At 65.9% G+C, this 24,944-nt stretch carries 23 protein-coding genes and 1 tRNA gene; 12 read left to right on the top strand and 12 right to left on the bottom strand.

Features of this window, described 5'->3' with window-relative positions; genetic code table 11:
• Window positions 1-22 precede the first annotated feature (22 nt).
• A complete protein-coding gene (locus tag WS69_RS10415; RefSeq protein WP_059470696.1) occupies window positions 23-1,759 on the bottom strand; it encodes a proline--tRNA ligase in 1,737 nt (578 codons plus the stop codon).
• Window positions 1,760-1,975: 216 nt separating this feature from the next.
• Here WS69_RS10415 and WS69_RS10410 point away from each other — a divergent pair, with 216 nt between their 5' ends.
• A complete protein-coding gene (locus WS69_RS10410; RefSeq protein WP_059470695.1) occupies window positions 1,976-2,626 on the top strand; it encodes an RNA pyrophosphohydrolase in 651 nt (216 codons plus the stop codon).
• 85 nt (window positions 2,627-2,711) lie between these two features.
• Window positions 2,712-3,269: a CNP1-like family protein gene (locus tag WS69_RS10405; RefSeq protein ID WP_059470694.1), complete on the top strand. Its 558-nt coding sequence runs from the start codon at window positions 2,712-2,714 to the stop codon at window positions 3,267-3,269.
• Between the two features lie 178 nt (window positions 3,270-3,447).
• On the opposite strand, the gene proB is transcribed toward WS69_RS10405, so the two are convergent.
• The 4 genes from proB to rplU form a co-directional block, all read right to left on the bottom strand.
• On the bottom strand, window positions 3,448-4,566 hold the full coding sequence (gene proB / locus WS69_RS10400; protein ID WP_059470693.1) for a glutamate 5-kinase: 1,119 nt from the start codon (window positions 4,564-4,566) through the stop codon (window positions 3,448-3,450).
• 85 nt (window positions 4,567-4,651) lie between these two features.
• Complete coding sequence (cgtA, locus tag WS69_RS10395) at window positions 4,652-5,770, bottom strand: Obg family GTPase CgtA (RefSeq protein WP_059470692.1); 1,119 nt, start codon at window positions 5,768-5,770, stop codon at window positions 4,652-4,654.
• Between the two features lie 185 nt (window positions 5,771-5,955).
• Window positions 5,956-6,219 carry a 50S ribosomal protein L27 gene (gene rpmA, locus WS69_RS10390; RefSeq protein WP_059470691.1) on the bottom strand — a complete coding sequence of 88 codons (264 nt, stop codon included), beginning with the start codon at window positions 6,217-6,219 and terminating at the stop codon, window positions 5,956-5,958.
• 28 nt (window positions 6,220-6,247) lie between these two features.
• Window positions 6,248-6,559: a 50S ribosomal protein L21 gene (gene rplU / locus WS69_RS10385; protein ID WP_059470690.1), complete on the bottom strand. Its 312-nt coding sequence runs from the start codon at window positions 6,557-6,559 to the stop codon at window positions 6,248-6,250.
• 221 nt (window positions 6,560-6,780) lie between these two features.
• On the opposite strand from rplU, the gene WS69_RS10375 reads away from it, so the two are divergent.
• The 9 genes from WS69_RS10375 to WS69_RS10335 all read left to right on the top strand — a co-directional run bounded on the left by WS69_RS10375 (window position 6,781) and on the right by WS69_RS10335 (window position 14,627).
• Complete coding sequence (locus WS69_RS10375) at window positions 6,781-7,773, top strand: polyprenyl synthetase family protein (protein WP_059470689.1); 993 nt, start codon at window positions 6,781-6,783, stop codon at window positions 7,771-7,773.
• Window positions 7,774-7,803: 30 nt separating this feature from the next.
• A tRNA-Pro gene (locus WS69_RS10370) sits at window positions 7,804-7,880 on the top strand.
• A gap of 231 nt (window positions 7,881-8,111) precedes the next feature.
• A complete protein-coding gene (locus WS69_RS10365) occupies window positions 8,112-9,320 on the top strand; it encodes an HlyC/CorC family transporter (protein ID WP_231747110.1) in 1,209 nt (402 codons plus the stop codon).
• Between the two features lie 100 nt (window positions 9,321-9,420).
• Window positions 9,421-10,698, top strand: coding sequence for a GspE/PulE family protein (locus WS69_RS10360; RefSeq protein ID WP_059470687.1), 1,278 nt, complete (start codon window positions 9,421-9,423; stop codon window positions 10,696-10,698).
• Window positions 10,695-11,912, top strand: coding sequence for a type II secretion system F family protein (locus tag WS69_RS10355; protein WP_059470686.1), 1,218 nt, complete (start codon window positions 10,695-10,697; stop codon window positions 11,910-11,912). The genes WS69_RS10360 and WS69_RS10355 overlap by 4 nt, the downstream gene beginning before the upstream one ends.
• A 44-nt stretch (window positions 11,913-11,956) precedes the next feature.
• Entirely contained in the window at window positions 11,957-12,868 is a 912-nt protein-coding gene (locus WS69_RS10350) for a prepilin peptidase (RefSeq protein ID WP_059470685.1), read from the top strand.
• A gap of 3 nt (window positions 12,869-12,871) precedes the next feature.
• A complete protein-coding gene (gene coaE, locus WS69_RS10345; RefSeq protein WP_059470684.1) occupies window positions 12,872-13,483 on the top strand; it encodes a dephospho-CoA kinase in 612 nt (203 codons plus the stop codon).
• Between the two features lie 149 nt (window positions 13,484-13,632).
• On the top strand, window positions 13,633-14,388 hold the full coding sequence (gene zapD, locus WS69_RS10340) for a cell division protein ZapD (protein ID WP_059470683.1): 756 nt from the start codon (window positions 13,633-13,635) through the stop codon (window positions 14,386-14,388).
• A 35-nt stretch (window positions 14,389-14,423) separates the two neighbouring features.
• On the top strand, window positions 14,424-14,627 hold the full coding sequence (locus tag WS69_RS10335; RefSeq protein ID WP_059470682.1) for a DNA gyrase inhibitor YacG: 204 nt from the start codon (window positions 14,424-14,426) through the stop codon (window positions 14,625-14,627).
• 113 nt (window positions 14,628-14,740) lie between these two features.
• On the opposite strand, the gene WS69_RS10330 is transcribed toward WS69_RS10335, so the two are convergent.
• From WS69_RS10330 to secA, 4 genes are all read right to left on the bottom strand, one after another.
• Window positions 14,741-15,190, bottom strand: a complete 450-nt coding sequence (locus WS69_RS10330; protein WP_059470681.1) for an NUDIX domain-containing protein — start codon at window positions 15,188-15,190, stop codon at window positions 14,741-14,743.
• Window positions 15,187-16,056 (bottom strand): ATP-binding protein, encoded by an 870-nt coding sequence (locus tag WS69_RS10325; RefSeq protein WP_059470680.1) that lies wholly within the window; start codon window positions 16,054-16,056, stop codon window positions 15,187-15,189. Before WS69_RS10325 ends, WS69_RS10330 begins: the two co-directional genes overlap by 4 nt.
• A 20-nt stretch (window positions 16,057-16,076) precedes the next feature.
• Window positions 16,077-17,318, bottom strand: coding sequence for a bifunctional glutamate N-acetyltransferase/amino-acid acetyltransferase ArgJ (gene argJ / locus WS69_RS10320; RefSeq protein ID WP_059470890.1), 1,242 nt, complete (start codon window positions 17,316-17,318; stop codon window positions 16,077-16,079).
• 157 nt (window positions 17,319-17,475) lie between these two features.
• A complete protein-coding gene (gene secA / locus WS69_RS10315; RefSeq protein WP_059470679.1) occupies window positions 17,476-20,262 on the bottom strand; it encodes a preprotein translocase subunit SecA in 2,787 nt (928 codons plus the stop codon).
• A 716-nt stretch (window positions 20,263-20,978) separates the two neighbouring features.
• On the opposite strand from secA, the gene WS69_RS10305 reads away from it, so the two are divergent.
• The gene (locus WS69_RS10305) at window positions 20,979-21,455 is read left to right on the top strand and encodes a DUF721 domain-containing protein (protein ID WP_059470678.1); all 477 of its coding nucleotides are present in this window, start codon (window positions 20,979-20,981) and stop codon (window positions 21,453-21,455) included.
• Window positions 21,456-21,720: 265 nt separating this feature from the next.
• Here WS69_RS10305 and lpxC read toward each other — a convergent pair whose 3' ends face one another.
• The 3 genes from lpxC to ftsZ all read right to left on the bottom strand — a co-directional run bounded on the left by lpxC (window position 21,721) and on the right by ftsZ (window position 24,767).
• Window positions 21,721-22,638, bottom strand: a complete 918-nt coding sequence (gene lpxC, locus WS69_RS10300; protein ID WP_059470677.1) for a UDP-3-O-acyl-N-acetylglucosamine deacetylase — start codon at window positions 22,636-22,638, stop codon at window positions 21,721-21,723.
• A gap of 241 nt (window positions 22,639-22,879) precedes the next feature.
• Entirely contained in the window at window positions 22,880-23,386 is a 507-nt protein-coding gene (locus WS69_RS10290; RefSeq protein WP_059470675.1) for a peroxiredoxin, read from the bottom strand.
• Between the two features lie 184 nt (window positions 23,387-23,570).
• Window positions 23,571-24,767: a cell division protein FtsZ gene (gene ftsZ / locus WS69_RS10285; protein ID WP_059470674.1), complete on the bottom strand. Its 1,197-nt coding sequence runs from the start codon at window positions 24,765-24,767 to the stop codon at window positions 23,571-23,573.
• Between the last annotated feature and the right edge of the window lie 177 nt (window positions 24,768-24,944).

Genomic DNA, 24,944 nt, shown 5'->3' with positions numbered 1-24,944 from the left:
GCGCGCCCCGTTTCGCCGACGATCAGCGGCCGAGCACCGCGCGAACCTTCTCGGCGATCGCCGCCGCGGCCGAATCGGCGGGCAGCAGCGTCGCTTCGACGTCGCGGCGCCCCTGGTACTCGACCATGCCGTCCTTCAGGCCGCGCTCGCCGATCACGAGGCGATGCGGCACGCCGATCAGTTCCCAGTCCGCGAACATCACGCCCGGACGCTCGCCGCGATCGTCGAGGATCACGTCGACGCCCGCCGCGGCGAGATCCGCGTAGAGCTTGTCGGCCGCTTCGCGCACCGCATCGCTGCGGTCATAGCCCATCGGGCACAGCACGACCTCGAACGGCGCGATCGCCTCGGGCCAGATGATCCCCTTGTCGTCGAAGTTCTGCTCGATCGCCGCGCCGAGGATCCGCGTAACGCCGATCCCGTAGCACCCCATCACCATCGGCTGCGCCTTGCCCGATTCGTCGATGAACGTCGCGCCCATCGCCTCCGAATACTTCGCGCCGAGCTGGAACACGTGGCCGACTTCGATGCCGCGGCAGATGTCGAGCGTGCCCTTGCCGTCCGGCGACGGATCGCCCGCCTTCACGTTGCGGATGTCGGCGATCACGGGCTCCGGCAAGTCGCGGCCCCAGTTCACGCCGGCGACGTGGTAATCGACTTCGTTCGCGCCGACGACGAAGTCGCTCATGTTCGCGACCGTGCGATCGGCGATCACGCGCACCGGCTTCTTCGTGCCGATCGGGCCGAGGTAGCCGGGCGGCGTGCCGAACCACTCGACGATCTCCGTCTCGGTCGCGAAGCGGTAGCCGGCCAGGCCCGGCAGCTTCGCCGTCTTGATTTCGTTCAGGTCGTGGTCGCCGCGCAGCATCAGCAGCCAGATCGACGGCTCGGCGCCGTCGTTGTCGGTCGCGAGCACGATCGACTTGATCGTGCGCTCGAGCGGGATGCTCAGAAGCTCGGCGACCGCCTCGCACTTCGCCTTGCCGGGCGTCGCGACCTTCTGCATCGCCTCGGCGGGCGCCGCACGGCTCGCGAACAGCGGCAGCGCCTCGGCCGCCTCGACGTTCGCCGCGAAGTCGGACGTCGGGCAGTAGGCGATCGCGTCCTCGCCGGTGTCGGCGATCACATGGAATTCGTGCGAACCGCTGCCGCCGATCGAGCCGTTGTCGGCCGCGACCGGACGGAATTCGAGGCCGATCCGCGTAAAGACCCGCACGTATGCGTCATACATTTTCCTGTACGACTCCTTGAGGCCTTCGTGATCCCTGTCGAACGAGTACGCGTCCTTCATGATGAACTCACGGCCGCGCATCACGCCGAAGCGCGGGCGGATCTCGTCGCGGAACTTCGTCTGGATCTGATAGAAGTTCACCGGCATCTGCCGATAGCTCTTGATCTGGTTGCGCGCGATGTCGGTGATCACCTCTTCGTGAGTCGGTCCGATCACGAAGTCGTTCTGCTTGCGATCCTTGAAGCGCAGCAGCTCGGGGCCGAACTGCTCCCAGCGCCCCGACTCCTGCCACAGCTCGGCGGGCTGCACGGCGGGCATCAGCAGCTCGATCGCGCCCGCCCGGTTCATCTCTTCGCGCACGATCGCCTCGACCTTGCGAATCGAGCGCAAGCCGATCGGCAGATAGTTATAGATGCCGCCGGCAACGCGGCGGATCATGCCGGCTCGCACCATCAGCTTGTGGCTGACGATCTCGGCGTCGGCGGGTGCTTCCTTCAGGGTGCCGATAAAGAAACGAGAGGCTTTCATGCGAACGGTTCCATTAGCGGCGGCCAACGCGGGCCGCCCGAAAAAAGTCTAAAGGTGAATTAACGGCTGCGCGGTGGCGTGCGGCGCAGGTGACATACCAGACAAATCGGGGACAGTGTAGATGACGCACCTCGCCCGGATTCGCTCCGTTCCGGTGCGCGGCGCCCGTTATCTGTTTATAATCAAAGCAATTTTAAAGGATTCGAAGGTGGTTGTATGCTGGATCGTGAAGGCTTTCGCCCGAACGTCGGCATCATCCTCTTGAACGCGCGCAACGAGGTGTTTTGGGGCAAGCGGCTCCGCGAGCATTCCTGGCAGTTTCCGCAAGGGGGCATCAAGTACGGCGAGACCCCGATGCAGGCAATGTACCGGGAACTGCACGAGGAAACCGGGCTGCTGCCGGAACACGTCAAGATCATCGGCCGCACTCGCGACTGGTTGCGTTATGAGGTGCCAGACAAGTTCATCAAGCGCGAAGTGCGCGGACATTATCGCGGCCAGAAGCAGATCTGGTTCCTGCTGCGAATGGTCGGGCGCGATTGCGACATCTGCCTGCGCGCGACGGATCATCCGGAGTTCGACGCATGGCGCTGGAACGAATACTGGGTGCCACTCGACGCGGTGATCGAGTTCAAGCGGGATGTGTATCAGTTGGCGTTGACCGAATTGTCGCGTTTCCTGCGCCGCCCGGCGCAGCGTTCCGACAAGCCGCGCGGTCCGCGCGCGTCGCGCTTTCCGCGCGTTGCGAACGGACACGAGATCGCGGAAACACCAGCAGCGATCGACATGTCGGCAGTCTGTTCGGAAGTCGAGCCGGGCGCGAGCGCGCTCGACGAAAACCCTCCCCGCCTGACCTTGCGCGATTGACGCACGAGCTCGTCCGACGGGAATGAAAAACGCATGACCGGGCGCGGCATTGAAGGATGCCGCGCTTTTTTACGAGGTACGCATATTGAAATCGATTGCTCTTGCCGCTGCGTCGATCGTCGCGGCCGCCGCGCTGGCCGGCTGCGCCCATTCGAACACTCCGACCAACAAGGACGACAGCGCATTCACCTACCTGCTCGACCGTCAGCCGCAATGGACTGAAAACAAGGTCGAGACGCTGCCGCCGCTGCCGCAGACGAGCGATCTGCTGTCGTTCAACGTGTCGCAGAACACGCCGCTCAAGTTCTCCGTCGATTCGAAGTCGCTCGACGTCGGCACGGACGGCGTCGTCCGCTACATTGTCGTCGTCACGAGCCCCGCGGGCGCGCGCAACGTCAACTACGAAGGAATTCGCTGCGACACGTACGAATGGCGCCAGTACGCGGGTCTGAACGCGGATCACGACGGCTGGGACCGCACGGTCGCAACCGACTGGCAGCGGATCGAGAACGGCGAACTGAACGCGTACCACGCGGCGCTCTATCAGGACTTCTTCTGCGCGAACAAGATGCCGACGGGCAAGCGCTCGGCGATCATCGAGAACATCCGCTACAACCGGACGACGCTCAATCAGATCCGCTGATCCGGCGCGGCCGGTGCGTGCCGATCGAGGCACGCCGGCGCACCAACGCGCGGATGCAACCGGCCGCGCGGGCCGCACAACTGCGTGCCGGACAGGATGGCGAAAACAAAAATGCCCGCTTGCGCGGCATTTTTGTTTGTCGGCTTCGCTCGAAGCCCCGCGCCACAACGGCACCGCGTCAGACGAGCACGAGGTTGTCCCGATGGATCAGCTCGGGCTCGAGCATGTAGCCGAGCACCGCTTCGATCTCGCCGCTCGGCTTGCGCTGGATCAGCTTCGTCTCGGCGCTGCTGTAATTGGTAATGCCGCGTGCGACTTCGCGGCCCGTGTCGTCGACGCACGCGATGACTTCGCCGCGCGCGAACACGCCCTGCACCGCGACGACACCGATCGGCAGCAGGCTCTTGCCGCCCGCCGTCAGCTTGTCGACCGCGCCTGCATCGATGACGACGTGGCCGCGCACCTGCAAGTGGTCCGCCATCCACTGCTTGCGCGCCGCCATCCGCGCGGTGCGTGCGATCAGCTGCGTGCCGACCGTCTCGCCCGACGCAAGCCGCACGAGCACTTCATGCTCACGGCCGCTCGCGATCACGGTGTTCGCACCGCTGTGCGCGGCGCGCTTCGCCGCGAGAATCTTCGTCAGCATGCCGCCGCGGCCGATGCTCGACCCCGCGCCGCCCGCCATCGCCTCGAGTTCGGGCGCGCCGGCGCTCGCCTCGCCGACGAGCGTCGCGCTCGGATCCTTGCGCGGATCGGCCGTAAAGAGCCCCTGCTGGTCAGTAAGGATGATGAGCGCGTCGCCTTCGATCAGGTTCGCGACGAGCGCACCGAGCGTATCGTTGTCGCCGAACTTGATTTCGTCGGTGACGACGGTGTCGTTCTCGTTGATGATCGGCACGACGCCGAGCCGCAGCAGCGTGAGAAGCGTCGAGCGTGCATTCAGGTAGCGTTCGCGGTCGGCGAGGTCCGCGTGCGTGAGGAGAATCTGCGCGGTGCGGATGCCGTGCTCGGCGAAGCGGCTCTCGTACACCTGCGCGAGCCCCATCTGCCCGACGGCCGCAGCCGCCTGCAATTCGTCAATTTCCCGCGGCCGCTTGCTCCAGCCGAGGCGCTGCATCCCTTCCGCGATCGCGCCCGAGCTGACGAGCACCACTTCCTTGCCCGCGCCGCGCAGCGCGGCGATCTGGGCAGCCCATCGGCCGATAGCGTCATGGTCGAGCCCGCGGCCATCGTTGGTGACGAGGCTCGAGCCGACCTTCACTACCAAGCGTTTCGAATCGGCGATGATCGAACGCATCGTGCGCTGCCTCCTGTGAGTGATGCGCGAATATCTCGCGCGCCGTGCGGACCGCGCGGCGCGGCTTGCGGTGCCGCGGCGGCGCTTACGGCGCGTCGGCTTCGCGCTCGCGCGGTTCGCCGGCGGCGGACGGCACGTCGCGGAAGCGCACGTCCGACGCCAGATCCTCGGCGATCTCGGCGCGATGCGCATCCGAATGCACGGAGAGATAGTCGTAGATCGCGTAGACGAGGCCTTCGCAGCCCTGCCCCGTCAGCGCGGAAATCTCGAATACGGGGCCAGCCCAGCCGAAGCGCTCGATGAAGTCGGCGACGCGCGCGCCGCGCTCGTCCTCCGACACCATGTCGAGCTTGTTCAAGACGAGCCAGCGCGGCTTCTCGTACAGCGATTCGTCGTACTTGCGCAGCTCGCCGACGATCGCCTTCGCCTCGGCGACGGGATCGACGTTTTCGTCGAACGGCGCGAGATCGACGAGATGCAGCAGGATACCGGTGCGCTGCAGATGCCGCAGGAACTGATGGCCGAGGCCCGCGCCTTCCGCCGCACCTTCGATCAGGCCCGGAATGTCGGCGATCACGAAGCTCTTGCCCGGCCCGACGCGCACGACGCCGAGATTCGGCGCGAGCGTCGTGAACGGATAGTCGGCGATCTTCGGCTTCGCGTTCGACACCGACGCGATGAACGTCGACTTGCCGGCGTTCGGCATCCCGAGGAGGCCGACGTCCGCAAGCACCTTCAACTCGAGCTTCAGCATGCGCCGCTCGCCCGGCTTGCCGTCCGTCTTCTGGCGCGGCGCGCGGTTCGTGCTCGACTTGAAATGCAGGTTGCCGAGGCCGCCCGCGCCGCCCTTCACGACGAGCACCTTCTGGTCGTGCTCAGTCAGATCGGCGATCAGCTCGCCCGTGTCCATGTCGTTGATGACAGTGCCGACCGGCATGCGCAGCGTGATGTCGTCGCCGCCCTTGCCGTAGCAATCGGAGCCGCGGCCGTTCTCGCCGTTGCGCGCCATGTGCTTCTTCGCGTATCGGTAGTCGATCAGCGTGTTGATGTTGCGATCCGCGATCACGTATACGCTGCCGCCGCGGCCGCCGTCGCCGCCGTCCGGCCCGCCGAACGGAACGAATTTCTCGCGGCGCATCGACGCGCTGCCATCGCCCCCGTCGCCGGCGATGACTTCGATTCGCGCTTCGTCAATGAACTTCATCCGTCACTCCGTCCAGTATTTGCTGCTATTCCCGCTATTGTGCCGTGCGGCGCCGCGCTTGACCAATCGGCCGAACAGCCGATGCGCGCGGCGAATGCCTGCGCGCAAAATTCGCGCACAAAATAAAAAAGGCCCCGCTGTTACCGCGGGGCCTTTCTTGGCTACGAAGCCCGTCGCGCCTGAACTCAGGCAGCGGCCGGGACGACGACGACCGTGTGCTTCTTGGCGGCGCCCTTCGTCGTGAACTTCACATGGCCGTCGACCAGCGCGAAGAGCGTGTGGTCCTTGCCCATGCCGACGTTTTCGCCTGCGTGCATGCGCGTGCCGCGCTGACGCACGATGATGCTGCCCGCGTTGATCGCCTGGCCGCCATACACCTTGACGCCGAGACGCTTCGACTCGGAGTCGCGGCCGTTCCGGGACGAGCCGCCTGCTTTTTTGTGTGCCATCTGATTGCTCCTTTACCGAGGGAGGCGCTTACGCGTTGATCGCGTCGATGCGCAGCTCGGTGTAGTTCTGGCGGTGGCCGCCGTGCTTTTGGTAGTGCTTCCGGCGACGCATCTTGAAGATGGTGACCTTGGCATGACGACCGTGCGATATGACGGTGGCCTTGACGGAAGCCCCACTGACCAGCGGCGTACCGAACTTAATCGATTCGCCTTCGCCCACTGCGAGAACCTGGTCGAGCGTGATTTCTGCGTCAATGTCTGCCGGCATCTGTTCTACTTTCAGTTTTTCGCCAACGGCAACCTTGTACTGCTTGCCGCCGGTTTTTATGACCGCGTACATTGAGAACCTCACTCTGGATCCATTTTTCCGTGCACCGTGCGCGGAAAACGCGTGATTATACATGGAGTTAGCGCTTCGGTCAAAGTCCATCCGCGTCTGCCGCGCCCGATCGTGGCGCGAACATCGGCCGAGCGGCCGAAAAACGCATGAAGAAGTCGCACGACAGCCCGGCTCGCGGGCGATTCGCCTTATAATCCGCGGCACTACCCATTTCCATGATCATGTCGTCGACTGCCACCCCCTCCCTCAGCGCCACCCACCTGCTCGCCCCGATCGCAAGCGATATGGAGCAGGTGAATCGCGTCATTCGGCAAAGCCTCGCGTCCGACGTGCTGCTGATCAACCAGATCGCCGAGTACATTATCGGCGCGGGCGGCAAGCGGCTGCGACCGGCGCTTCTCCTTCTCGTCGCGGGCGCGCTCGGCGAAAACACGAGCCAGAAGCACGTGCTCGCGGCCGTCGTCGAGTTCATCCATACGGCGACGCTGCTGCACGACGACGTCGTCGACGAATCGGAGCTGCGGCGCGGCCGCAAGACCGCGAACGCGCTGTTCGGCAACGCGGCGAGCGTGCTCGTCGGCGATTACCTCTACTCGCGCTCGTTCGAAATGATGGTGGGCGTCGGCAAGATGCGCGTGATGGAGATCCTGTCGGAAGCGACGACGATCATCTCCGAGGGCGAAGTGCTGCAGCTCCTGAACATGCACGACGCCGACGTCGACGAAACCCGCTACATGCAGGTGATCCGCTACAAGACCGCGAAGCTGTTCGAGGCCTCGGCGCGCCTCGGCGCGGTACTGGCGGGCGCCGACGCGCCGACCGAGGCCGCCGCCGCCGAATATGGCCGCCGGATCGGCACTGCGTTCCAGATCATGGACGACTGGCTCGACTACGCGGGCACCGCCGAGTCAATGGGCAAGAACGCCGGCGACGACCTGCGCGAAGGCAAGCCGACGCTGCCGCTCATCTATCTGATCGAACGCGGCACGCCCGAGCAGTCGGCGCTCGCGCGCGAAGCGATCGAGCAAGGCGGCACCGACCGCTTCGACACGATCTTCGACGCAATCACGCGTTCGGGCGCGCTCGATCACACGCTCGAATGCGCTCGCCAAGAGGCCGAGGCTGCGGCCGCAGCAATTTCTTCATTCCCCGCTTCCATTTTCAAAGAGAGCCTGCTAGAATTATCTTCTTACTCGACGTCACGCCAGTCTTGAACTAGACTGAAGCGACGAAAGAGTCCAAATCGGGGTGTAGCTTAGCCTGGTAGAGCGCTACGTTCGGGACGTAGAGGCCGGAGGTTCGAATCCTCTCACCCCGACCAGATTTGCAGAAAACCGCGCAAACGATGCGCGGTTTTTTTTTGCGCAACGGCGGCGTCGCCCCGCGGGGCGACGCCATACGCGAACCAACCGCGCCCCTCTGCTATAGTCTTTCCCATTCCTGTCATTCACCGACTCTCCGACGCGTGGACCAAATTCCCTTATGGGCGCAAATCGGCGCCATCTTCCTGCTTCTTCTCTGCTCCAGCTTCTTCTCCATTTCTGAAACCGCGATGATGGCGCTCAACCGCCATCGGCTCAAACACCTCGCGGGCCAAGGCGCGCTCGGCGCGAAAACGACGCAGAGGCTCCTCGCGCGGACCGATCAGCTGCTGAGCGTGATCCTGATCGGCAACAACCTCTTCAACACGATCATCCCGGTGCTGACGACGTCGATCGCGCTGCGCACGTTCGGCCACGACAATTTCGTGCTGTCGATCGCGACCGGCATCGTCGCGTTTCTCATCATCGTGTTCGCCGAAATCACGCCGAAGATCGTCGGCGCGACGTTCCCCGAACGGATCGCGCTGCCGGCGAGCGTCGTGATCGCGCCACTGATGCGCGTGATGATGCCCATCGTGTGGTTCGTCAATACGCTGTCGGGCTCGATCCTCGCGGCGCTGCGGATCAACACGAAGGGGGGGCGCGACCAGCGGCTGTCGACCGAGGAGTTGCGCTCGCTCGTGCTCGAATCGGGCAGCTTCATGCCGACCAAGCACCGCAGCATCCTGCTCAACCTGTTCGATCTCGAGAACATCACCGTCGACGACGTGATGATCCCGCGCCGCCAGATCGAGGCGCTCAACATCCTTGCGCCGCTCGACGACGTGCTGCATCAGCTCGAGACCTGCTATCACAACCGGCTCGTCGTCTACGAAGGCGACATCGACCGCGTGCTCGGCGTGCTGCACGTCCGCAAGACGCTCGCCGCGCTCCACAACCAGGATTTCGACCGCGGCACGCTGCGCGAGCTGCTCACGGAACCGTACTACGTGCCGTCCGGCACGCCCGTGTTCCAGCAATTGCAGTACTTCCAGGAAAGCCGGCAGCGCACGGCGCTCGTCGTCAACGAGTACGGCGAGTTGCAGGGGCTCGTCACGCCCGAGGACATCATCGAGGAGCTGATCGGCGAATTCACGACGACGATGCCGAGAAGCGAGAATTCGAAGAGCGGCTGGGACGCGAACGGCGAATGCATCGTCGCGGGCAGCATGCCGCTGCGCGAGCTGAACCGCTGGCTGCACCTGAACCTGCCGACCAAGGGACCCAAGACGCTCAACGGCCTGATCCTCGAAATGCTCGAGGAGATTCCCGAAGGTGACGTCTGCCTGAAGATCAGCGACGTGATGATCGAAGTGATGCGCAGCGACGATCAGGGCGTGCGCACGGTCAAGCTGTTCAAGCCGCGCACGTCGCGCGGGGGACGCGCGCTGAGCGTTTGACGCGCGGCGCGGTTGGCCGATCGACCGACTGGCGGCCGCCCTGCGCGACGCGCGATGATCGCTCCATCGTGTCGAGCAGGCGGCCACGAGGCCGAGTCCGATGTCCGCAACGCCATCTTCCCCTTCTTTTTCTTCCGCGTGGCCGACGACGCCGCTTCCGCCCGCGGCGGCCGCCCCGCCCCGTCACCGCGCCGCCGAACTCGCCGACGACGCGCCCGCGGTCGGTATCGTCGCCGACATGCTGCGCGCCGCGCACGAGCGCGACGCGTCCGACATTCACATCGAGCCAGGCGAATCGGGCTGGCGCGTGCGCCTGCGGATCGACGGCGTGCTGCACGAATTCGCCCGGCCGCCCGCCCATCTGCGCGACGCATGCGTGACGCGCATCAAGGTGCTCGCGCGGATGGACATCGCCGAGCGTCGCGTGCCGCAAGACGGCCGGCTGCGGCTCGCGCTTGCGCCAGGGCGCGCGGGCGACTACCGGGTCAGCTCGCTGCCGACGCTGCACGGCGAAAAGCTCGTGCTGCGGCGTCTCGAGACGCTTCCCGCCGATCTGTCGCTCGGCGCACTCGGCTTCGACGCCGCGCAGGCGCACCGCGTCGAGGCGGCGATCGGCGCGCCACACGGCCTCGTCCTCGTCACGGGACCGACGGGCAGCGGCAAGACGCTGTCGCTGTACTGCTTCCTGCAAATGCTGAACGACGTGTCGCGAAACGTCTGCACGGTCGAAGATCCGGCCGAAATCGAACTCGACGGGATCAATCAGGTCGGCGTGCGCGAGAAGGCGGGCCTGACCTTCGCGGTCGCGCTGCGTGCGTTCCTGCGCCAGGATCCTGACGTCATCATGGTCGGCGAGATACGCGACGCAGAAACTGCCGACGTTGCGCTGAAATCTGCGCAAACTGGCCACCTCGTGCTGTCGACACTGCATACGAACGACGCGCCCGCAGCGGTTGCTCGATTGCTCGACATCGGCGTCGCGCCGTACAACCTCGCGGCCGCCCTGCGACTCGTGACGGCCCAGCGGCTCGTGCGCCGCCTCTGCGCCGCGTGCCGCGCGCCGTCCGGCGCGGCGCCCGATGCGCTGCGCGCGGCGGGCCTCGACGCCGCTTCGCTCGACGCCGGCTGGCGCCCTTATGCGGCGACGGGCTGCGCCGCGTGCCACGGAATCGGCTATCGGGGACGTATCGGCATTCATCAGGTGATGCCGCTGTCTGCCGCGCAACGCAACCTGATCGTTGCACGCGCGAGCAGCGCCGAACTCGCGCGGCAGGCGCACGTCGAAGGCATGACGAGCTTGCGCGATGCGGCGCTCGCACGCGTGCGCGATGGCACGACGAGCCTGGACGAAGCGCTCGGCGCGACGGAGGCTGAATGAGCGGACACAGCCCGGCCACGCCGATCGAGGCCCGTTACCGCTGGGCGGGCGTGACGACCGATGGCGCGCGACGCCGCGGCACGCTGATCGCCGTCAATCCGTCCGCCGCACGCACGGCGCTCAAACGCATGGGCGTCACGGTGCTGCATATCGAAGCGCGCGGCACGGCGCCGCAGCCCGGCGTGCATGCACGCGACGTCACACGTTTCGCGCGTCAACTCGCAGGACTTCTGCACGCGGGGCTCGCGCTCGCGCCGTCGCTCGAACTGCTCGCGCAAGCGACGCAGCGAAGCGAAATGCCCCGCATCGCGGCGGGGCTCGCGCGGGAAATCATCGCAGGACGGCAGTTCTCCGCCGCCCTGCGCCGCTACCCTCGCCAGTTCGATCCGCTCTTCTGCCAACTGGTCGCGGTCGGCGAAACGGCGGGCGCGCTCGCCGCGGTGCTCGCGCGGCTCGCCGACGATCGAGAACGCGCGGCTGCCCAGTATGCACGGGTCAGGGGCGCGCTCGCTTATCCGCTCGCCGTGCTGCTGTTCGCGCTCGCGATCACAGCGGCCCTGCTGATTTGGGTCGTGCCGACGTTCGAACAGATTTTCGCGGGCTTTGGCGCCGCACTGCCTGCGCCGACCCGCTTCATCCTGACGCTTTCTGCCAGCGTGACACGCTGGAGCGCGCCTGCCGCCGCGGTCGCATTGCTCGTCTGCTTCACCGCCCGCTACGCAGCACATCGCTCCGAAGCCGCGCGCCTTGCACTCGCGCAGGCGCTGCTGCGCACGCCGTTCGCCGGACCGCTCGTGCGCGCGCTCGCCGCTGCGCGCTGGAGCCGCGCGCTCGGCACGCTGCTCGCTGCCGGCACGCCGCTCACCGACGCGTTCGCCGCGCTGTCGAACGCGACCGGCAACGCGTGCTTCGATCGCGCGACGGCCGGCATCGCCGCACGCCTGCAGCATGGCGAGCGGCTCGCTCGCGCGATGCGCGCCGAAGACTGTTTTCCGGACGACGTCGTGCAGCCGATCGCCGTCGCCGAGGAATCGGGAACGCTCGATACGATGCTCATCGACGTCGCGACGCTCTGCGATCGCCGCATCGACGAACAGATCGGCGTGCTTGCGAACCTGTGCGAGCCCGTCGTGATCGTCGTGCTGGGCGCACTGATCGGCGCACTCGTGATCGCGATGTACTTGCCAATCGTCCAGCTCGGCAACGTGGTGTAGCATCGCAGCCGAATCCGACTCCATTTACGATGCCAACCGCCTCGATGACGCCCAATCCGTTCCTTCCCGATCCGGCCGCGCACGCTGCCGCCGGGCCGCTCGCCGCGTTCACGACGCTCCCCGCGGGAATGCAGCTTGCGTTCGCGATCGTGTTCGGCCTCGTCGTCGGCAGCTTCATCAACGTCGTCGTCCATCGGCTACCGATCATGATGAAACGCGCGTGGCTCGCGGAAATCGCCGAAGCGACGGACGAGCCGCCCGCCGACGACGGCCTGCCGCCGCGCTACAACCTCTGCGTGCCGCGCAGCGCGTGCCCGCACTGCGGCCATGTGCTCCGCGCGTGGGAGAACATTCCGGTCCTCAGCTACGTCGCGTTGCGCGGTCGCTGCCGCCGCTGCCGTGCGCCGATCGGCGTCCGCTATCCGCTCATCGAACTCGCGAGCGGCGCGCTCGCCGCCGGCGCGCTCGCGCTCTTCGGGCCGAGCGGCGCTGCGCTCGCCGCGTTCGGCCTGTGCGCGGCGCTCCTCGCCATGAGCGCGATCGACATGCAGACCGGCTTCCTGCCCGATTCGCTGACGCTGCCGCTCTTGTGGGCGGGTCTCTGCGTCAATCTGTGGGATACGTTCGTGAACCTGCGCACTGCGGTGATCGGCGCAATCGCCGGCTACCTGTTCCTCTGGTGCATTCTGTGGCTGTTCAAATTGCTGCGCGGCATCGAAGGGATCGGCTATGGGGACCTGAAGCTCCTCGCCGCGCTCGGCGCGTGGCTCGGCTGGGAAGCGTTGCCGCAAATCGTGCTGATCGCCGCCGTCGCGGGCGCGACGATCGGTCTCGTCGCGACCTGGCGCGGCCGCATGCGCTTCGAGGAACCGCTGCCGTTCGGCCCGTTCCTCGCGGCAGGCGGCGCGGCGACCCTCTTTTTCGGCACGCCGTTCTACCTGCTGCTCGGAGGCTGATCTATGTTTTCGGTGGGATTGACGGGGGGAATCGGCAGCGGCAAGACGACCGTCGCGAATCTGTTCGGCGAGCTCGGCGCATCGATCGTCGATACCGATCTGATCGCGCACCGCATCACCGCGCCGCACGGCCTCGCGATGCCGCTCATCGAGCGCGAGTTCGGCGCGGAGTTCATCGCAGCCGACGGTTCGCTCGATCGCGCGAAGATGCGCGCGCTGATCTTCAGCGACGAATTCGCGCGCAAGCGACTCGAAACGATCACCCATCCGCTGATCCGCGAAGAGACCGAGCGCGAGGCTATCGCGGCGCGAGGTGCGTACGTCGTCTTCGTCGTGCCGCTCCTCGTCGAATCGGGAGCGTGGAAGGCGCGTGTGAACCGCGTGCTCGCCGTCGATTGCGACGTCGAGACGCAAATCGCGCGCGTGATGCGCCGCAACGGCTTCAGCCGCGAGCAAGTGGAGGCGATCGTCGCACGACAGGCGTCGCGCGACGCACGGCTTGCCGCCGCCGACGACGTGATCGTCAACGACAATGCGTCGCACGACGAACTCGCAGCCAACGTTGCCGCACTGCACCAACGCTATCTCGCATACGCAGCCGCGGCGAAGAATTGACGAGCCTGCGGCGCATACGTCGCATCCGATGCACGGAACTGCAACACGCCGTCATGCGTCCCGAAAAATGGCGCGATTGCTAGGGTAGGCAGTGAGCATTAGAATGTCCCTGCAATTTTGGTCACCCCCTACGCGAGAGGCGAGCGCGCTTGATTCTTTACGAGTATCCGTTCAACGAGCGAATCCGCACGCTGTTGCGTCTCGAAGATTTGTTCGAACGCTTCACGTTCTTCGTGGCTCAAGAGGACGCGAGAGAGCATCATGTCGCGCTGACGACGCTGTTCGAAATCTCCGAAGTCGCGGGCCGCGCAGATCTGAAATCGGATCTGATGAAGGAACTCGAGCGCCAGCGGCAGACGCTCGCGCCGTTTCGCGGCAATCCCGGCATCGAGCAGAATGCGCTTGAAGCGGTGCTCGGCGAAATCGAGCAGACGCTCGCGAACCTCGCGCAGATGCAAGGCAAGACCGGCCAGCATCTGATCGACAACGAATGGCTCGCAAGCATCCGTAGCCGCGCGGTCATCCCCGGCGGCACCTGCAAATTCGATCTCCCATCGTACTACGCGTGGCAGCAGTGGCCCGCCGAGCAGCGCCGCCGGGACATCGCCAAATGGGCAATGCCGCTCTTGCCGCTGCGCGACGCCGCGATGATCGTGCTGCGCCTCGCGCGCGAATCCGGGCAAGCCTCGAAGGTGATGGCGATGCAGGGCAGCTATCAGCAGATGCTGTCCGGACGCACGTATCAGCTGATGCAGGTGCGCATCCCCCCCGAGTTGCACGTGATTCCCGAGGCGAGCGCAAACAAGTACATGCTGTGGGTGCGCTTCACCGCGCAGGACGGCGACGTTCGGCCGCGCGCGGTCGACATCGACGTACCGTTCCAGCTCACGCTCTGCAATCTGTAACGGCGGCCTCGCGCCGCATCAATCATTCCATCCGTATGGTTACCGTCGTGAAATGCCCGTCTTGCGGCAAGGAAGTCCGCTGGACGCCCGAAAACCGTTTCCGCCCGTTCTGTTCCGCCCGCTGCAAGCAGCTCGATCTCGGTGCCTGGGCAGCCGAGAAGTACAGGATCGGCGGAACGGATGACGAAGCGCCGTCCGACGACGACGCAGGCCATCGGGAAGACGGCGGCCGCGGCTGACCGCCGGCCGCATCGAACAGCCGAGGCCGGATGCGGCAGGCGCCGCAGGCTGCGTCCCCCAAAAGCCGTGACTGGATGGAAGGAAAGCCGGCGGACCAAGGGCCCGCGCACGTTTATTGCTGCTCGCCGCCCTGCTCGCGCGCGAGCAGTTCGAGCACGGGCAGCGCCGCGGGCAGCAGCGGCGCGACGTCGACGGGCAGACGCTGCCAGACGAACGCCTGCCCTTCGCGGCTATGCGGCTCGCCCGTCCAGCCCGTCACCTTGCAGAAATACAGGCGAACGTACGCGTGCGGATAGTCGTGCTCAAGCGTATGCCAGCGATGGCATTCGGTCACGACGATGCCGAGCTCCTCGTGCAGTTCGCGGGCGAGCGCCGCTTCGACGCTCTCACCCGCCTCGAGCTTGCCGCCCGGGAACTCCCAGTAACCCTCATAAGGCTTGCCGAGCAGACGCTGCGCGAGCAGATAGCGGCCGTCCGGCTGCACCAGCACGCCGACCGCGACCTCGGTCACCTTGCGGGCGACGCCGGCCGGCGCCGCGTCGTTCGATACTTCGATACTCATGCGTTCTCCTTGCGGCCCGCGCGATCGCGCGCGAACTGCCATGCGACCCGGCCGGAGCGCGAGCCGCGCTCGAGCGCCCAGACGAGCGCGTCGCCGCGCGCCGTATCGATCTCGGCGTCGTCGCAGCCGAAATGCTTGAGCCAGTGGCCGACGATCGTCAGATAGTCGTCCTGCTTGAACGGATAGAAGCTGACCCACAGGCCGAAGCGTTCCGACAGCGAGATCTTCTCCTCGACGACCTCGCCCGGATGGATCTCGCCGTCCGGCAGATGCTTGTACGTCTCGTTGTCGCTCATGTACTCGGGCAGCAGATGGCGGCGGTTCGACGTCGCATAGATCAGCACGTTGTCGGACTGCGCGGCGACCGACCCGTCGAGCGCGACCTTGAGCGCCTTGTAGCCCGATTCGCCCTCTTCGAACGACAGATCGTCGCAGAACACGATGAAGCGCTCGGGACGCGCGGAGATCAGCTCGACGATGTCGCCCAGATCGTGCAGATCTTCCTTGTCGACTTCGATGAGCCGCAGCCCGTCCGCCGCGTAGGCGTTCAGGCACGCCTTGATCAGCGACGACTTGCCGGTGCCGCGCGCGCCCGTCAGCAGCACGTTGTTCGCGGGCTTCCTGTTCACGAACTGACGCGTGTTCTGCTCGATCAGCGCCTTCTGCCGATCGATGTTCCGCAGATCGTCGAGCGCGATCATCGAACGCGCGGCGACCGGCTGCAGATAGCCGCGTCCCTGGCGCTTGCGCCAGCGAAACGCGAACGCGGACGTCCAGTCGATTGCCGACGGCGGCGGCGGAAGAATCGCTTCGAGGCGCCCAAGCAGCGCTTCGGCGCGGATGAGGAACTGCTCGAGTGGGTCCATGATGTCGTGCCCCGTATGACTTACGAACGATAGTCGGCGTTGATGCTCACGTAATCGTGCGACAAATCGCAAGTCCAGATCGTCGCTTGCGCGTCGCCGCGGCCGAGCAGCACGCCGATCGCAATCTCGCTTTGCTTCATCACGCGCTGGCCGTCCTCTTCCAGATACGCGGGATTGCGGCCGCCCGCCTTCGCGACGAGCACGTCGTCGAGATACAGATCGATCTTGCCGACGTCGAGGTCCGCGACGCCCGCGTAGCCGATCGCCGCGAGAATCCGGCCGAGGTTCGGGTCCGACGCGTAGAACGCCGTCTTCACGAGCGGCGAGTGGCCGATCGCGTACGCGATCTGGCGGCACTCGGCGACGCTCTTGCCGCCTTCGACCTTCACCGTCATGAATTTCGTCGCGCCTTCGCCGTCGCGCACGATCAGTTGCGCGAGCGTCTGGGCGACTGCGGTCACCGCGTCGCGCAGCGCCGCGTAGGCGGGCGAATCGGCCGACGCAATCTCGGGCAGGCTCGCCTTGCCCGACGCGATCAGGATGAACGAGTCGTTGGTCGACGTGTCGCCGTCGACCGTGATGCAATTGAACGAGCGGTCCGCGACGTCCTTCACGAGCGCGTCGAGCACCGGCTGCGCGACCTTCGCGTCGAACGCGAGGAAGCCGAGCATCGTCGCCATGTTCGGCTTGATCATCCCGGCGCCCTTGCTGATGCCCGTCAGCGTGATCGTGTGGCCGTCGATCGTCACCTGGCGCGATGCCGCCTTCGGCAGCGTGTCCGTCGTCATGATCGACTGCGCGGCGTCGTACCAGTGCGCGGCCGCGCGGTTCGCGAGCGCGGCGGGGAGGCCGGCCTTCAGGCGGTCGATCGGCAGCGGCTCGAGGATCACGCCCGTCGAGAACGGCAGCACCTGCTCGGGCGCGATGCCCGCAAGGCTCGCGAGCGCCACGCAGGTCTCGCGCGCATGCGCGAGACCCGGCTCGCCCGTGCCTGCGTTCGCGTTGCCCGTGTTGACGACGAGCGCGCGAATGCCTGCGCCGCCCGCGCGCACCTTCGCCAGATGCTCGCGGCAGACCGTCACGGGCGCCGCGCAGAAACGGTTCTCGGTGAACACGCCCGACACGGTCGCGCCTTCGTCGACGGAGACGACGAGCACATCCTTGCGGTTCGGCTTGCGAATGTTCGCCTCCGCCCAGCCGAGCGTCACGCCGGCGACGGAATGCAACTGCGCGGGATCGATCGAGGGAAAATTGACAGCCATCTGAAGCACCTGCCCCGAAGGAAAATGCCGGCGTTCGAGCCGGCATCGATTGGATTGAAGAACCGGCGGCCGCTCGCGCGCGCCGCCGCGCATCACACCTCAAAAATCTTGCGCACAGACGATGCGGCGCGCTCATCGCGCGCCGCCTTCGATCACGTCAGTTCAGCTTGCCGTGACAGTGCTTGTACTTCTTGCCGCTGCCGCACGGGCACGGATCGTTGCGGCCGACCCGCGGCACTTCGCCCGCCGGGCCGCTGTGGCTCATCGCGTGGCCGACCATCTCGGCCGCCGCATCCGCGACCGCCACGCCGCCCGCGCCCGCCGCTGCCGCGAAATCGGCGTGCTGGAATTCGACGTTCTCGAGATGACCACCCTGCTCCTCTATCTGCTCGGCCGCTTCCTCCAGCTGCTCGGGCGACTGGATCTGCACGTTCATCACGATCCGCGTGACTTCCTGCTTCACCGCGTCGAGCATCGCCGCGAATAGTTCGAACGCCTCGCGCTTGTATTCCTGCTTCGGGTTCTTCTGCGCGTAGCCGCGCAGGTGGATGCCCTGGCGCAGATGATCGAGCGCCGCGAGATGCTCGCGCCACAGGCGGTCGAGCGTCTGCAGCATGATCGAGCGCTCGAACGCGCTGAACGACTCGCGGCCGACCAGCGCGACCTTCGCTTCGTAGTGCTCGTCGGCCGCCGTCGTGACGGCGTCGAGAATCTCGTCCGCATTGATCGACGACGACTCGTTCACCATTTCCTGGATCGCGAGATCGAGCTGCCAGTCGTTGCGCAGCGCCTCTTCGAGCTCCGGAAGATCCCACTGCTCTTCGATGCTGCCCGCCGGCACGAACTGGCGAACCACTTCCGACATCACGCCGTGCCGCATCGCGCCGATCGTCTCGGCGATGTCGTGCGCCTCGAGCAGCTCGTTGCGTTGCTGATAGATCACCTTGCGCTGATCGTTCGCGACGTCGTCGTATTCGAGCAACTGCTTGCGGATGTCGAAGTTGCGCGCCTCGACCTTGCGCTGCGCCGACTCGATCGAACGCGTGACGATGCCCGCCTCGATCGCCTCGCCCTCCGGCATCTTCAGGCGCTCCATGATCGCGCGCACGCGGTCGCCCGCGAAGATGCGCAGGAGCGGATCCTCGAGCGACAGATAGAAGCGCGACGAGCCCGGATCGCCCTGACGGCCCGCGCGGCCGCGCAGCTGATTGTCGATCCGGCGCGATTCGTGACGCTCGGTGCCGATGATGTGCAGGCCGCCTGCGGCCTTCACCTGTTCGTGCAACGTTTCCCACTCGTCATGCAGTTTCTGGATCCGGCGCGCCTTGTCGTCGGCCGGAATCGATTCGTCGGCCTCGATGAACGCGGCCTGCTTCTCGGCGTTGCCGCCGAGCACGATGTCGGTGCCGCGGCCCGCCATGTTCGTCGCGATCGTGATGCGCTTCGGCCGGCCCGCTTCGGCAACGATCGCCGCTTCGCGCGCATGCTGCTTCGCGTTCAGCACTTCATGCGGCAGGCCCGCCTGCTTGAGCAGGTGCGACAGCAGCTCCGAGTTCTCGATCGACGTCGTGCCGACGAGCACCGGCTGGCCGCGCTCGTAGCATTCGCGGATGTCGCGGATCACCGCGTCGTAGCGTTCCTTCGCGGTCTTGTAGATCTGGTCCTGCTTGTCGAGCCGCTTAGGCGGCCGGTTGGTCGGGATCACGACCGTCTCGAGGCCGTAGATCTCGTTGAATTCGTACGCTTCGGTGTCCGCCGTCCCGGTCATGCCCGAGAGCTTCGCGTACATCCGGAAGTAGTTCTGGAACGTGATCGACGCGAGCGTCTGGTTCTCGCTCTGGATCTTCACGTGCTCCTTCGCCTCGACCGCCTGATGGAGACCGTCGGACCAGCGGCGGCCCGGCATCAGGCGGCCCGTGAATTCGTCGACGATGATCACTTCGTCGTTCTGCACGACGTAGTGCTGATCGCGATGGAACAGCGTGTGTGCGCGCAGCGCCGCATACACGTGGTGCATCAGCGTGATGTTCTGCGGCGCGTAGAGGCTCTCGCCGTCGCCGATGAGGCCCCATTCGGCGAGCATCCGTTCGGCCTTCTCGTGGCCCGACTCGGTCAGGAACACCTGGCGGCCCTTCTCGTCGAGCGTGTAGTCGCCCGGCTTCTCGACGCCCGTGCCGTCCGCTTTCTCTTCGCCGATCTGACGTTCGAGGAGCGGCGGCAGCGCATTCATCCGCACGTACAGCTCGGTGTGGTCTTCCGCCTGGCCCGAGATGATGAGCGGCGTGCGCGCTTCGTCGATGAGGATCGAGTCGACTTCGTCGACGACCGCGAAGTTGAGCGGCCGCTGCACGCGCGCATCGGTCTCGTAGACCATGTTGTCGCGCAGGTAGTCGAAGCCGAATTCGTTGTTCGTGCCGTACGTGATGTCGGCTGCGTACGCCTCCTGCTTCTGGTCGTGCTCCATCCCCGACAGGTTGATGCCGACCGACAGCCCGAGGAAGTTGTAGAGCCGCCCCATCCACTCGGCGTCGCGCTGCGCGAGGTAGTCGTTGACCGTCACGACGTGCACGCCGCGGCCCGCGAGCGCATTCAGGTACGCGGCGAGCGTCGCGACGAGCGTCTTGCCTTCGCCCGTGCGCATTTCGGCGATCTTGCCGTAATGCAGCACCATCCCGCCGATCAGCTGCACGTCGAAGTGGCGCATCTTCAGCACGCGGCGGCTCGCTTCGCGGCACACGGCGAACGCTTCGGGCAGCAGCTTGTCGAGTGCTTCGCCGGCCGCGATGCGCTGACGAAACTCCCCTGTCTTGCCGCGCAACTGGTCGTCCGTCAGCGTCTCGATCTGCGTTTCGAGCGCATTGATCGCCACGACGGTCTTTTGGTATTGCTTGACGAGCCGCTGATTGCGGCTGCCAAAAATTTTCTGAAGAAAACCGGTTGTCATCGGATCGAGTGTGCGTCGGTGCAACGGCCCCGGAGCGGTGTACGCCCTCCCCGGCGCGCCGAGCCTCGGCGGCTTAGCGTAGAAGTGAATTCAAACGTCGAATTTTAGCACGCGCGCCAGGGCGCGCCGGCGTCGGCGGCAGCCGTCGCCGCGGGGCGCGGTTCGGCCGCATGGGCGGGCAAAAAATGACCGGCGGGCGGGACCGGCGCAGCGCTCCCGCCCGGCACCGGGAAGCGCGTGAAGCGCCGTGGTGGCGGCCGCGCCAACGCGATGGACGGGAACGTGAATGACCATGGACGGGCGGGCAGGGAACGCGGCGAACGGTGGTTCGAGATCGGCATCCGCAGTCGGCTTTGGCTTTGGCTTTGGCTTTGGCTTTGGCTTGGGCTTGGGCTTGGGCTTGGGCTTGGGCTTGGGCTTGGGCTTTGGCTTGGGCTTTGGCTTGGGCTTGGGCTTGGGCTTGGGCTTGGGCTTGGGCTTGGGCTTGGGCTTGGGCTTGGGCTTGGGCTTGGGCTTGGGCCACGGTTCGCCCACGGGCATGAGCGGTGTTGATTCTAGTTCCAGCTCCGGAAGCCAGTATTGGCGGTGAACTCGGGACTCAACACCCGACAGTCGATACCCGCGGCCGCCAAATGACATCGCGGTACAATCGGCGCATCGCTCCACCACCCGGTCGCCCGTCACGCGCCAAACCACGCGGCGCTCCGACTTCCGTCATGAACCGACCGCCGAAGCAATTTCGTCCCAACGACTGGTCGCGGCCGCAAGCCGCCGCCGACGTCCTCAAGCGCACCGACGCGTTTGCCGCGCTGCGCGCAGGCGTCGAGCAAGTCGCGGCGCTGCAGCGGGATCTCACCGCATTGCTCCCCGATTATCTGGCGAATCACGTCGAGCCGGGCTTCATCAAGGACGGCACGCTCACGCTGTTCGCCGCGCACAACGCGCTCGCCGCACGGCTGCGGCAGGTCGAACCGCGGCTCCTGTCCGAGCTGCAGGTGCGCGGCTGGGCCGTGGCTGCACTGAAGGTGCGCGTGCGCCCGCAGCCCGCCCCCGAACCGCCGCGCGTCAAGCAAGCGCGGATGTCGGCAGCCGGCACCGACGCACTGCGTCAGCTCGCAGACACGCTCGAGCCGTCGCCGCTGCAAAGCGCACTCGCGCGGATGGCTGCGCGTCACACGAAAGCACCTCGCTAATCAGTCCCTCGCCGCAACGCGTCCGCACGCGGAACTGGAAACACGAACCCGATCGCCGGACGGCGCGCCGCGCACGACACCGAAGGCGCGGCTCATTGACGCACAGCGCGCGGCGACAAATCCAGCCGCCGCCGTGAGACCGCAAACGGGACCGCAGCGCGCGACGACGCCGTCGCCACCCCGCAAAATGCTCGAGGCGATAAAAAAAAGCGGCCCGAAGGCCGCCTTTCTTATCATCTTCGCGCCATGGACGCGCGTAAGCGCATTACGCGAACGCCGTCTGCGCGTCGAAGCCGAAGCCCGTCGGCGCCGCCTTCGGATCGTCGAACGTGACGATTTCGTACGCGTCCTCGTGCGCGAGCAGTTCGCGCAGGAGCGCGTTGTTCAGCCCGTGGCCCGACTTGTATGCCGTGTACGACGCGAGGAGCGGATGACCGACCACGTACAGGTCACCGATCGCGTCGAGCATCTTGTGCTTCACGAACTCGTCGTCGTAACGCAGCCCGTCGTTGTTCAGGATGCGGTACTCGTCGAGCACGATCGCGTTGTCCATGCTGCCGCCGCGCGCGAGCCCGAGCTCGCGCATCATCTCGACCTCGTGCGCGAAGCCGAAAGTGCGCGCACGCGCGATCTCGCGCACGTACGACGTATTCGCGAAATCGACCTCGAGCTCCTGGCCCGTCTTGTCGACGGCCGGGTGGCGGAAATCGATCGTGAACTTGAGCTTGAAGCCGAAGTACGGATCGAGGCGGGCGAACTTGTCGCCGTCGCGGATCTCGACGGGCTTCGTCACCTTGATGAACTTCTTCGCCGCGTTCTGCTCTTCGATGCCGGCCGACTGGATCAGGAACACGAACGAAGCTGCGCTGCCGTCCATGATCGGGATTTCCTCGGCCGTCACGTCGACGTAGAGGTTGTCGATGCCGAGGCCCGCGCACGCCGACATCAGGTGCTCGACCGTCGACACGCGCGCGCCGTCCTTCTGCAGCACGGACGCAAGCCGCGTGTCGCCGATCGACAGCGCCGAAGCCGGGATGTCGATGGGCGTCGGCAGATCGACGCGCGAGAACACGATGCCCGTGCCGGGCGCCGCAGGGCGAAGCGTCAGTTCGACCTTGCGGCCGGAATGCAGGCCGATGCCGACGGTCTTGACGACCGATTTGATGGTGCGCTGCTTCAACATGGTCAAAGTCTTCTTGATTGAGGATATCAATCAGGAGTTTTATTCGATAGAAGAGATTATAGCGTAAATCCCTATTTCGCGTCGTGATGATCGGCGTTTCAAACTGTTTCGACACATTACCCGGCGGCAATGCGAGACGGGCCGACGCCCGGAACGGAGGCGTTCCCGGTCGTCAGCCCGTGTTACAACTGTGCATCGGGCGCGCTGCGGCGTTGCTGGAAGGCAACGCCGCGCGCGTCTGTCAGCGCGTCAAACTCGCCAGCACGCTTGCCGCATCGCTGACTTCGAACTTGCCCGGCGCTTCGACGAATAGCGTCTTGACCACGCCATCGTCGATCACCATCGCGTAGCGTCGGGAGCGCACCCCCATGCCACGCGCCGACAGGTCCTGCGTCAGTCCCAGCGCATGAGTGAAAGCCGCGCTGCCGTCCGCCATCATGCGCACCTTGCCCGCGGTGTGCAGATCGCGTCCCCAAGCGCCCATCACGAATGCGTCGTTGACGGCAACGCACCAGATCTCGTCGATACCCGCCGAGCGCAATTGCTCGGCATGCACGACGTAACCCGGCACATGCTGCGCCGAGCAGGTCGGCGTGAACGCGCCCGGCAATCCGAAGATCACCACGCGCCTACCCGCCGTCTGCTCGCGCACGCTGAAGGCGTTCGGCCCCAGCGTGCAGCCCGCGCGCGCATCGTCGAGATACTCGAAGAGCTCCGCGTCGGGCAGCGTGTCGCCCACTTGAATCATGCCTGGTCCTTCAAAGCGATACGGTCGTTCGCAACCGACAATACGGCCCGACCCAGCCTCGCGCGAGCGAAGAGGGCAACTTGCCCGGCCCGGCGTCGCGAGCGACGCGGCCTGTCGTCAGCCGTTTCATCCGTTACGTCGGCTCGTGCCGCGCGCTGCATTGCGCGGCGCGAAGCCTCGCGCGTCAGTCGGCCTGCTTGCGCAGGAATGCCGGGATGTCGTACGTGTCGACACCCTTCTCCTGCAGCGCCTGCACGTGCGATGCAGCCGTCTCGCGCGAATTGCGCCACACGGCCGGCGTGTCGAACGCGCCGTAATCGCCCGTGTTCACGTGATGCGAAGACGCGTAGCCGTGCGACACCGCGCCGACCGGCTGGTTGTCCGTGCCGGTGCGCAGGAGCGTCATCGGCGCGGACTGCTGCTTCTTCGCCGCGCGGCCCAAGCCCGTCGCGACGACCGTCACGCGCAGCGCATCGCCCATCGCGTCATCGTACACAGCACCGAAGATCACGGTCGCGTCGTCGGCCGCGTAGCTCTTGATCGTGTTCATCACTTCGCGCGTTTCCGACAGACGCAGCGAACGGCTCGACGTGATGTTGACGAGCACGCCGCGCGCGCCCGACAGATCGACGCCTTCGAGCAGCGGGCTCGCGACCGCCTGCTCAGCCGCAAGACGCGCACGATCGACGCCGGCAACCGTCGCCGTGCCCATCATCGCCTTGCCCTGCTCGCCCATCACCGTCTTCACGTCTTCGAAGTCGACGTTCACGAGGCCGTCGACGTTGATGATCTCGGCAATGCCCGCGACCGCGTTGTTGAGCACGTCGTCAGCGCACTGGAAGCACTTGTCCATCTCGGCGTCGTCGCCCATCACCTCGAACAGCTTGTCGTTCAGGACGACGATCAGCGAGTCGACGTGATCCTCCAGTTGCTGCGAACCTGCTTCCGCAACGCGCATGCGCTTGCCGCCTTCGAACTCGAACGGCTTGCTGACGACGCCGACGGTCAGAATGCCCATTTCCTTCGCGATCTGCGCGACGACCGGAGCCGCGCCCGTGCCGGTGCCACCGCCCATGCCGGCCGTGATGAACACCATGTGCGCGCCGCGCAGCGCGTCGGCGATGCGCTCGCGCGCTTCTTCGGCCGCCGCACGGCCCATTTCCGGCTTCGCGCCGGCGCCGAGGCCGGTGTTGCCAAGCTGGATCACGGACGGCGCACGCGCGCGCGACAACGCCTGTGCGTCGGTGTTCATCACGATGAAATCGACGCCCTGCACGCCTTTGTTGATCATGTGCTGCACCGCGTTGCCACCTGCGCCGCCAACGCCGATCACCTTGATGATCGTGCCGTTGGTCTCGGTTTCCAGCATTTCGAATTCCATTGTTGCCTCCGTCAAGAAAAGAACCGCTACTCGGCCGTTATTCGGCGGAAGATCGGGCAACCTTCCGTCGCGCGCCGGCCGCCGGCACCGGCGCGAATTTCGAAATCGTTCCAAGAAAACGCTGGGCCGCCCCAGGTTTTCTTGCCCCTTCGGATGACCTGACGCACAGCGCCAGGT

Source organism: Burkholderia sp. BDU5 (assembly GCF_001522845.1).
Classification (GTDB): domain Bacteria; phylum Pseudomonadota; class Gammaproteobacteria; order Burkholderiales; family Burkholderiaceae; genus Burkholderia; species Burkholderia mayonis.
Note: the sequence above shows the minus strand (reverse complement) of the source record. Positions and strands in the feature narration are given on the sequence as shown.

Excerpts from the sequence above, each read along its gene's own strand:
- WS69_RS10335 (WP_059470682.1), top strand. The coding sequence starts at position 14,424 with ATGGTTACCGTCGTGAAATGCCCGTCTTGCGGCAAGGAAGTCCGCTGG.
- WS69_RS10290 (WP_059470675.1), bottom strand. The coding sequence starts at position 23,386 with ATGATTCAAGTGGGCGACACGCTGCCCGACGCGGAGCTCTTCGAGTAT.
- lpxC (WP_059470677.1), bottom strand. The coding sequence starts at position 22,638 with ATGTTGAAGCAGCGCACCATCAAATCGGTCGTCAAGACCGTCGGCATC.
- ftsZ (WP_059470674.1), bottom strand. The coding sequence starts at position 24,767 with ATGGAATTCGAAATGCTGGAAACCGAGACCAACGGCACGATCATCAAG.
- WS69_RS10330 (WP_059470681.1), bottom strand. The coding sequence starts at position 15,190 with ATGAGTATCGAAGTATCGAACGACGCGGCGCCGGCCGGCGTCGCCCGC.
- WS69_RS10355 (WP_059470686.1), top strand. The coding sequence starts at position 10,695 with ATGAGCGGACACAGCCCGGCCACGCCGATCGAGGCCCGTTACCGCTGG.
- secA (WP_059470679.1), bottom strand. The coding sequence starts at position 20,262 with ATGACAACCGGTTTTCTTCAGAAAATTTTTGGCAGCCGCAATCAGCGG.
- proB (WP_059470693.1), bottom strand. The coding sequence starts at position 4,566 with ATGCGTTCGATCATCGCCGATTCGAAACGCTTGGTAGTGAAGGTCGGC.
- argJ (WP_059470890.1), bottom strand. The coding sequence starts at position 17,318 with ATGGCTGTCAATTTTCCCTCGATCGATCCCGCGCAGTTGCATTCCGTC.
- WS69_RS10365 (WP_231747110.1), top strand. The coding sequence starts at position 8,112 with ATGATGGCGCTCAACCGCCATCGGCTCAAACACCTCGCGGGCCAAGGC.
- WS69_RS10415 (WP_059470696.1), bottom strand. The coding sequence starts at position 1,759 with ATGAAAGCCTCTCGTTTCTTTATCGGCACCCTGAAGGAAGCACCCGCC.
- WS69_RS10325 (WP_059470680.1), bottom strand. The coding sequence starts at position 16,056 with ATGGACCCACTCGAGCAGTTCCTCATCCGCGCCGAAGCGCTGCTTGGG.
- rpmA (WP_059470691.1), bottom strand. The coding sequence starts at position 6,219 with ATGGCACACAAAAAAGCAGGCGGCTCGTCCCGGAACGGCCGCGACTCC.
- cgtA (WP_059470692.1), bottom strand. The coding sequence starts at position 5,770 with ATGAAGTTCATTGACGAAGCGCGAATCGAAGTCATCGCCGGCGACGGG.
- WS69_RS10410 (WP_059470695.1), top strand. The coding sequence starts at position 1,976 with ATGCTGGATCGTGAAGGCTTTCGCCCGAACGTCGGCATCATCCTCTTG.
- WS69_RS10350 (WP_059470685.1), top strand. The coding sequence starts at position 11,957 with ATGACGCCCAATCCGTTCCTTCCCGATCCGGCCGCGCACGCTGCCGCC.
- WS69_RS10360 (WP_059470687.1), top strand. The coding sequence starts at position 9,421 with ATGTCCGCAACGCCATCTTCCCCTTCTTTTTCTTCCGCGTGGCCGACG.
- coaE (WP_059470684.1), top strand. The coding sequence starts at position 12,872 with ATGTTTTCGGTGGGATTGACGGGGGGAATCGGCAGCGGCAAGACGACC.
- WS69_RS10305 (WP_059470678.1), top strand. The coding sequence starts at position 20,979 with ATGAACCGACCGCCGAAGCAATTTCGTCCCAACGACTGGTCGCGGCCG.
- rplU (WP_059470690.1), bottom strand. The coding sequence starts at position 6,559 with ATGTACGCGGTCATAAAAACCGGCGGCAAGCAGTACAAGGTTGCCGTT.
- WS69_RS10375 (WP_059470689.1), top strand. The coding sequence starts at position 6,781 with ATGTCGTCGACTGCCACCCCCTCCCTCAGCGCCACCCACCTGCTCGCC.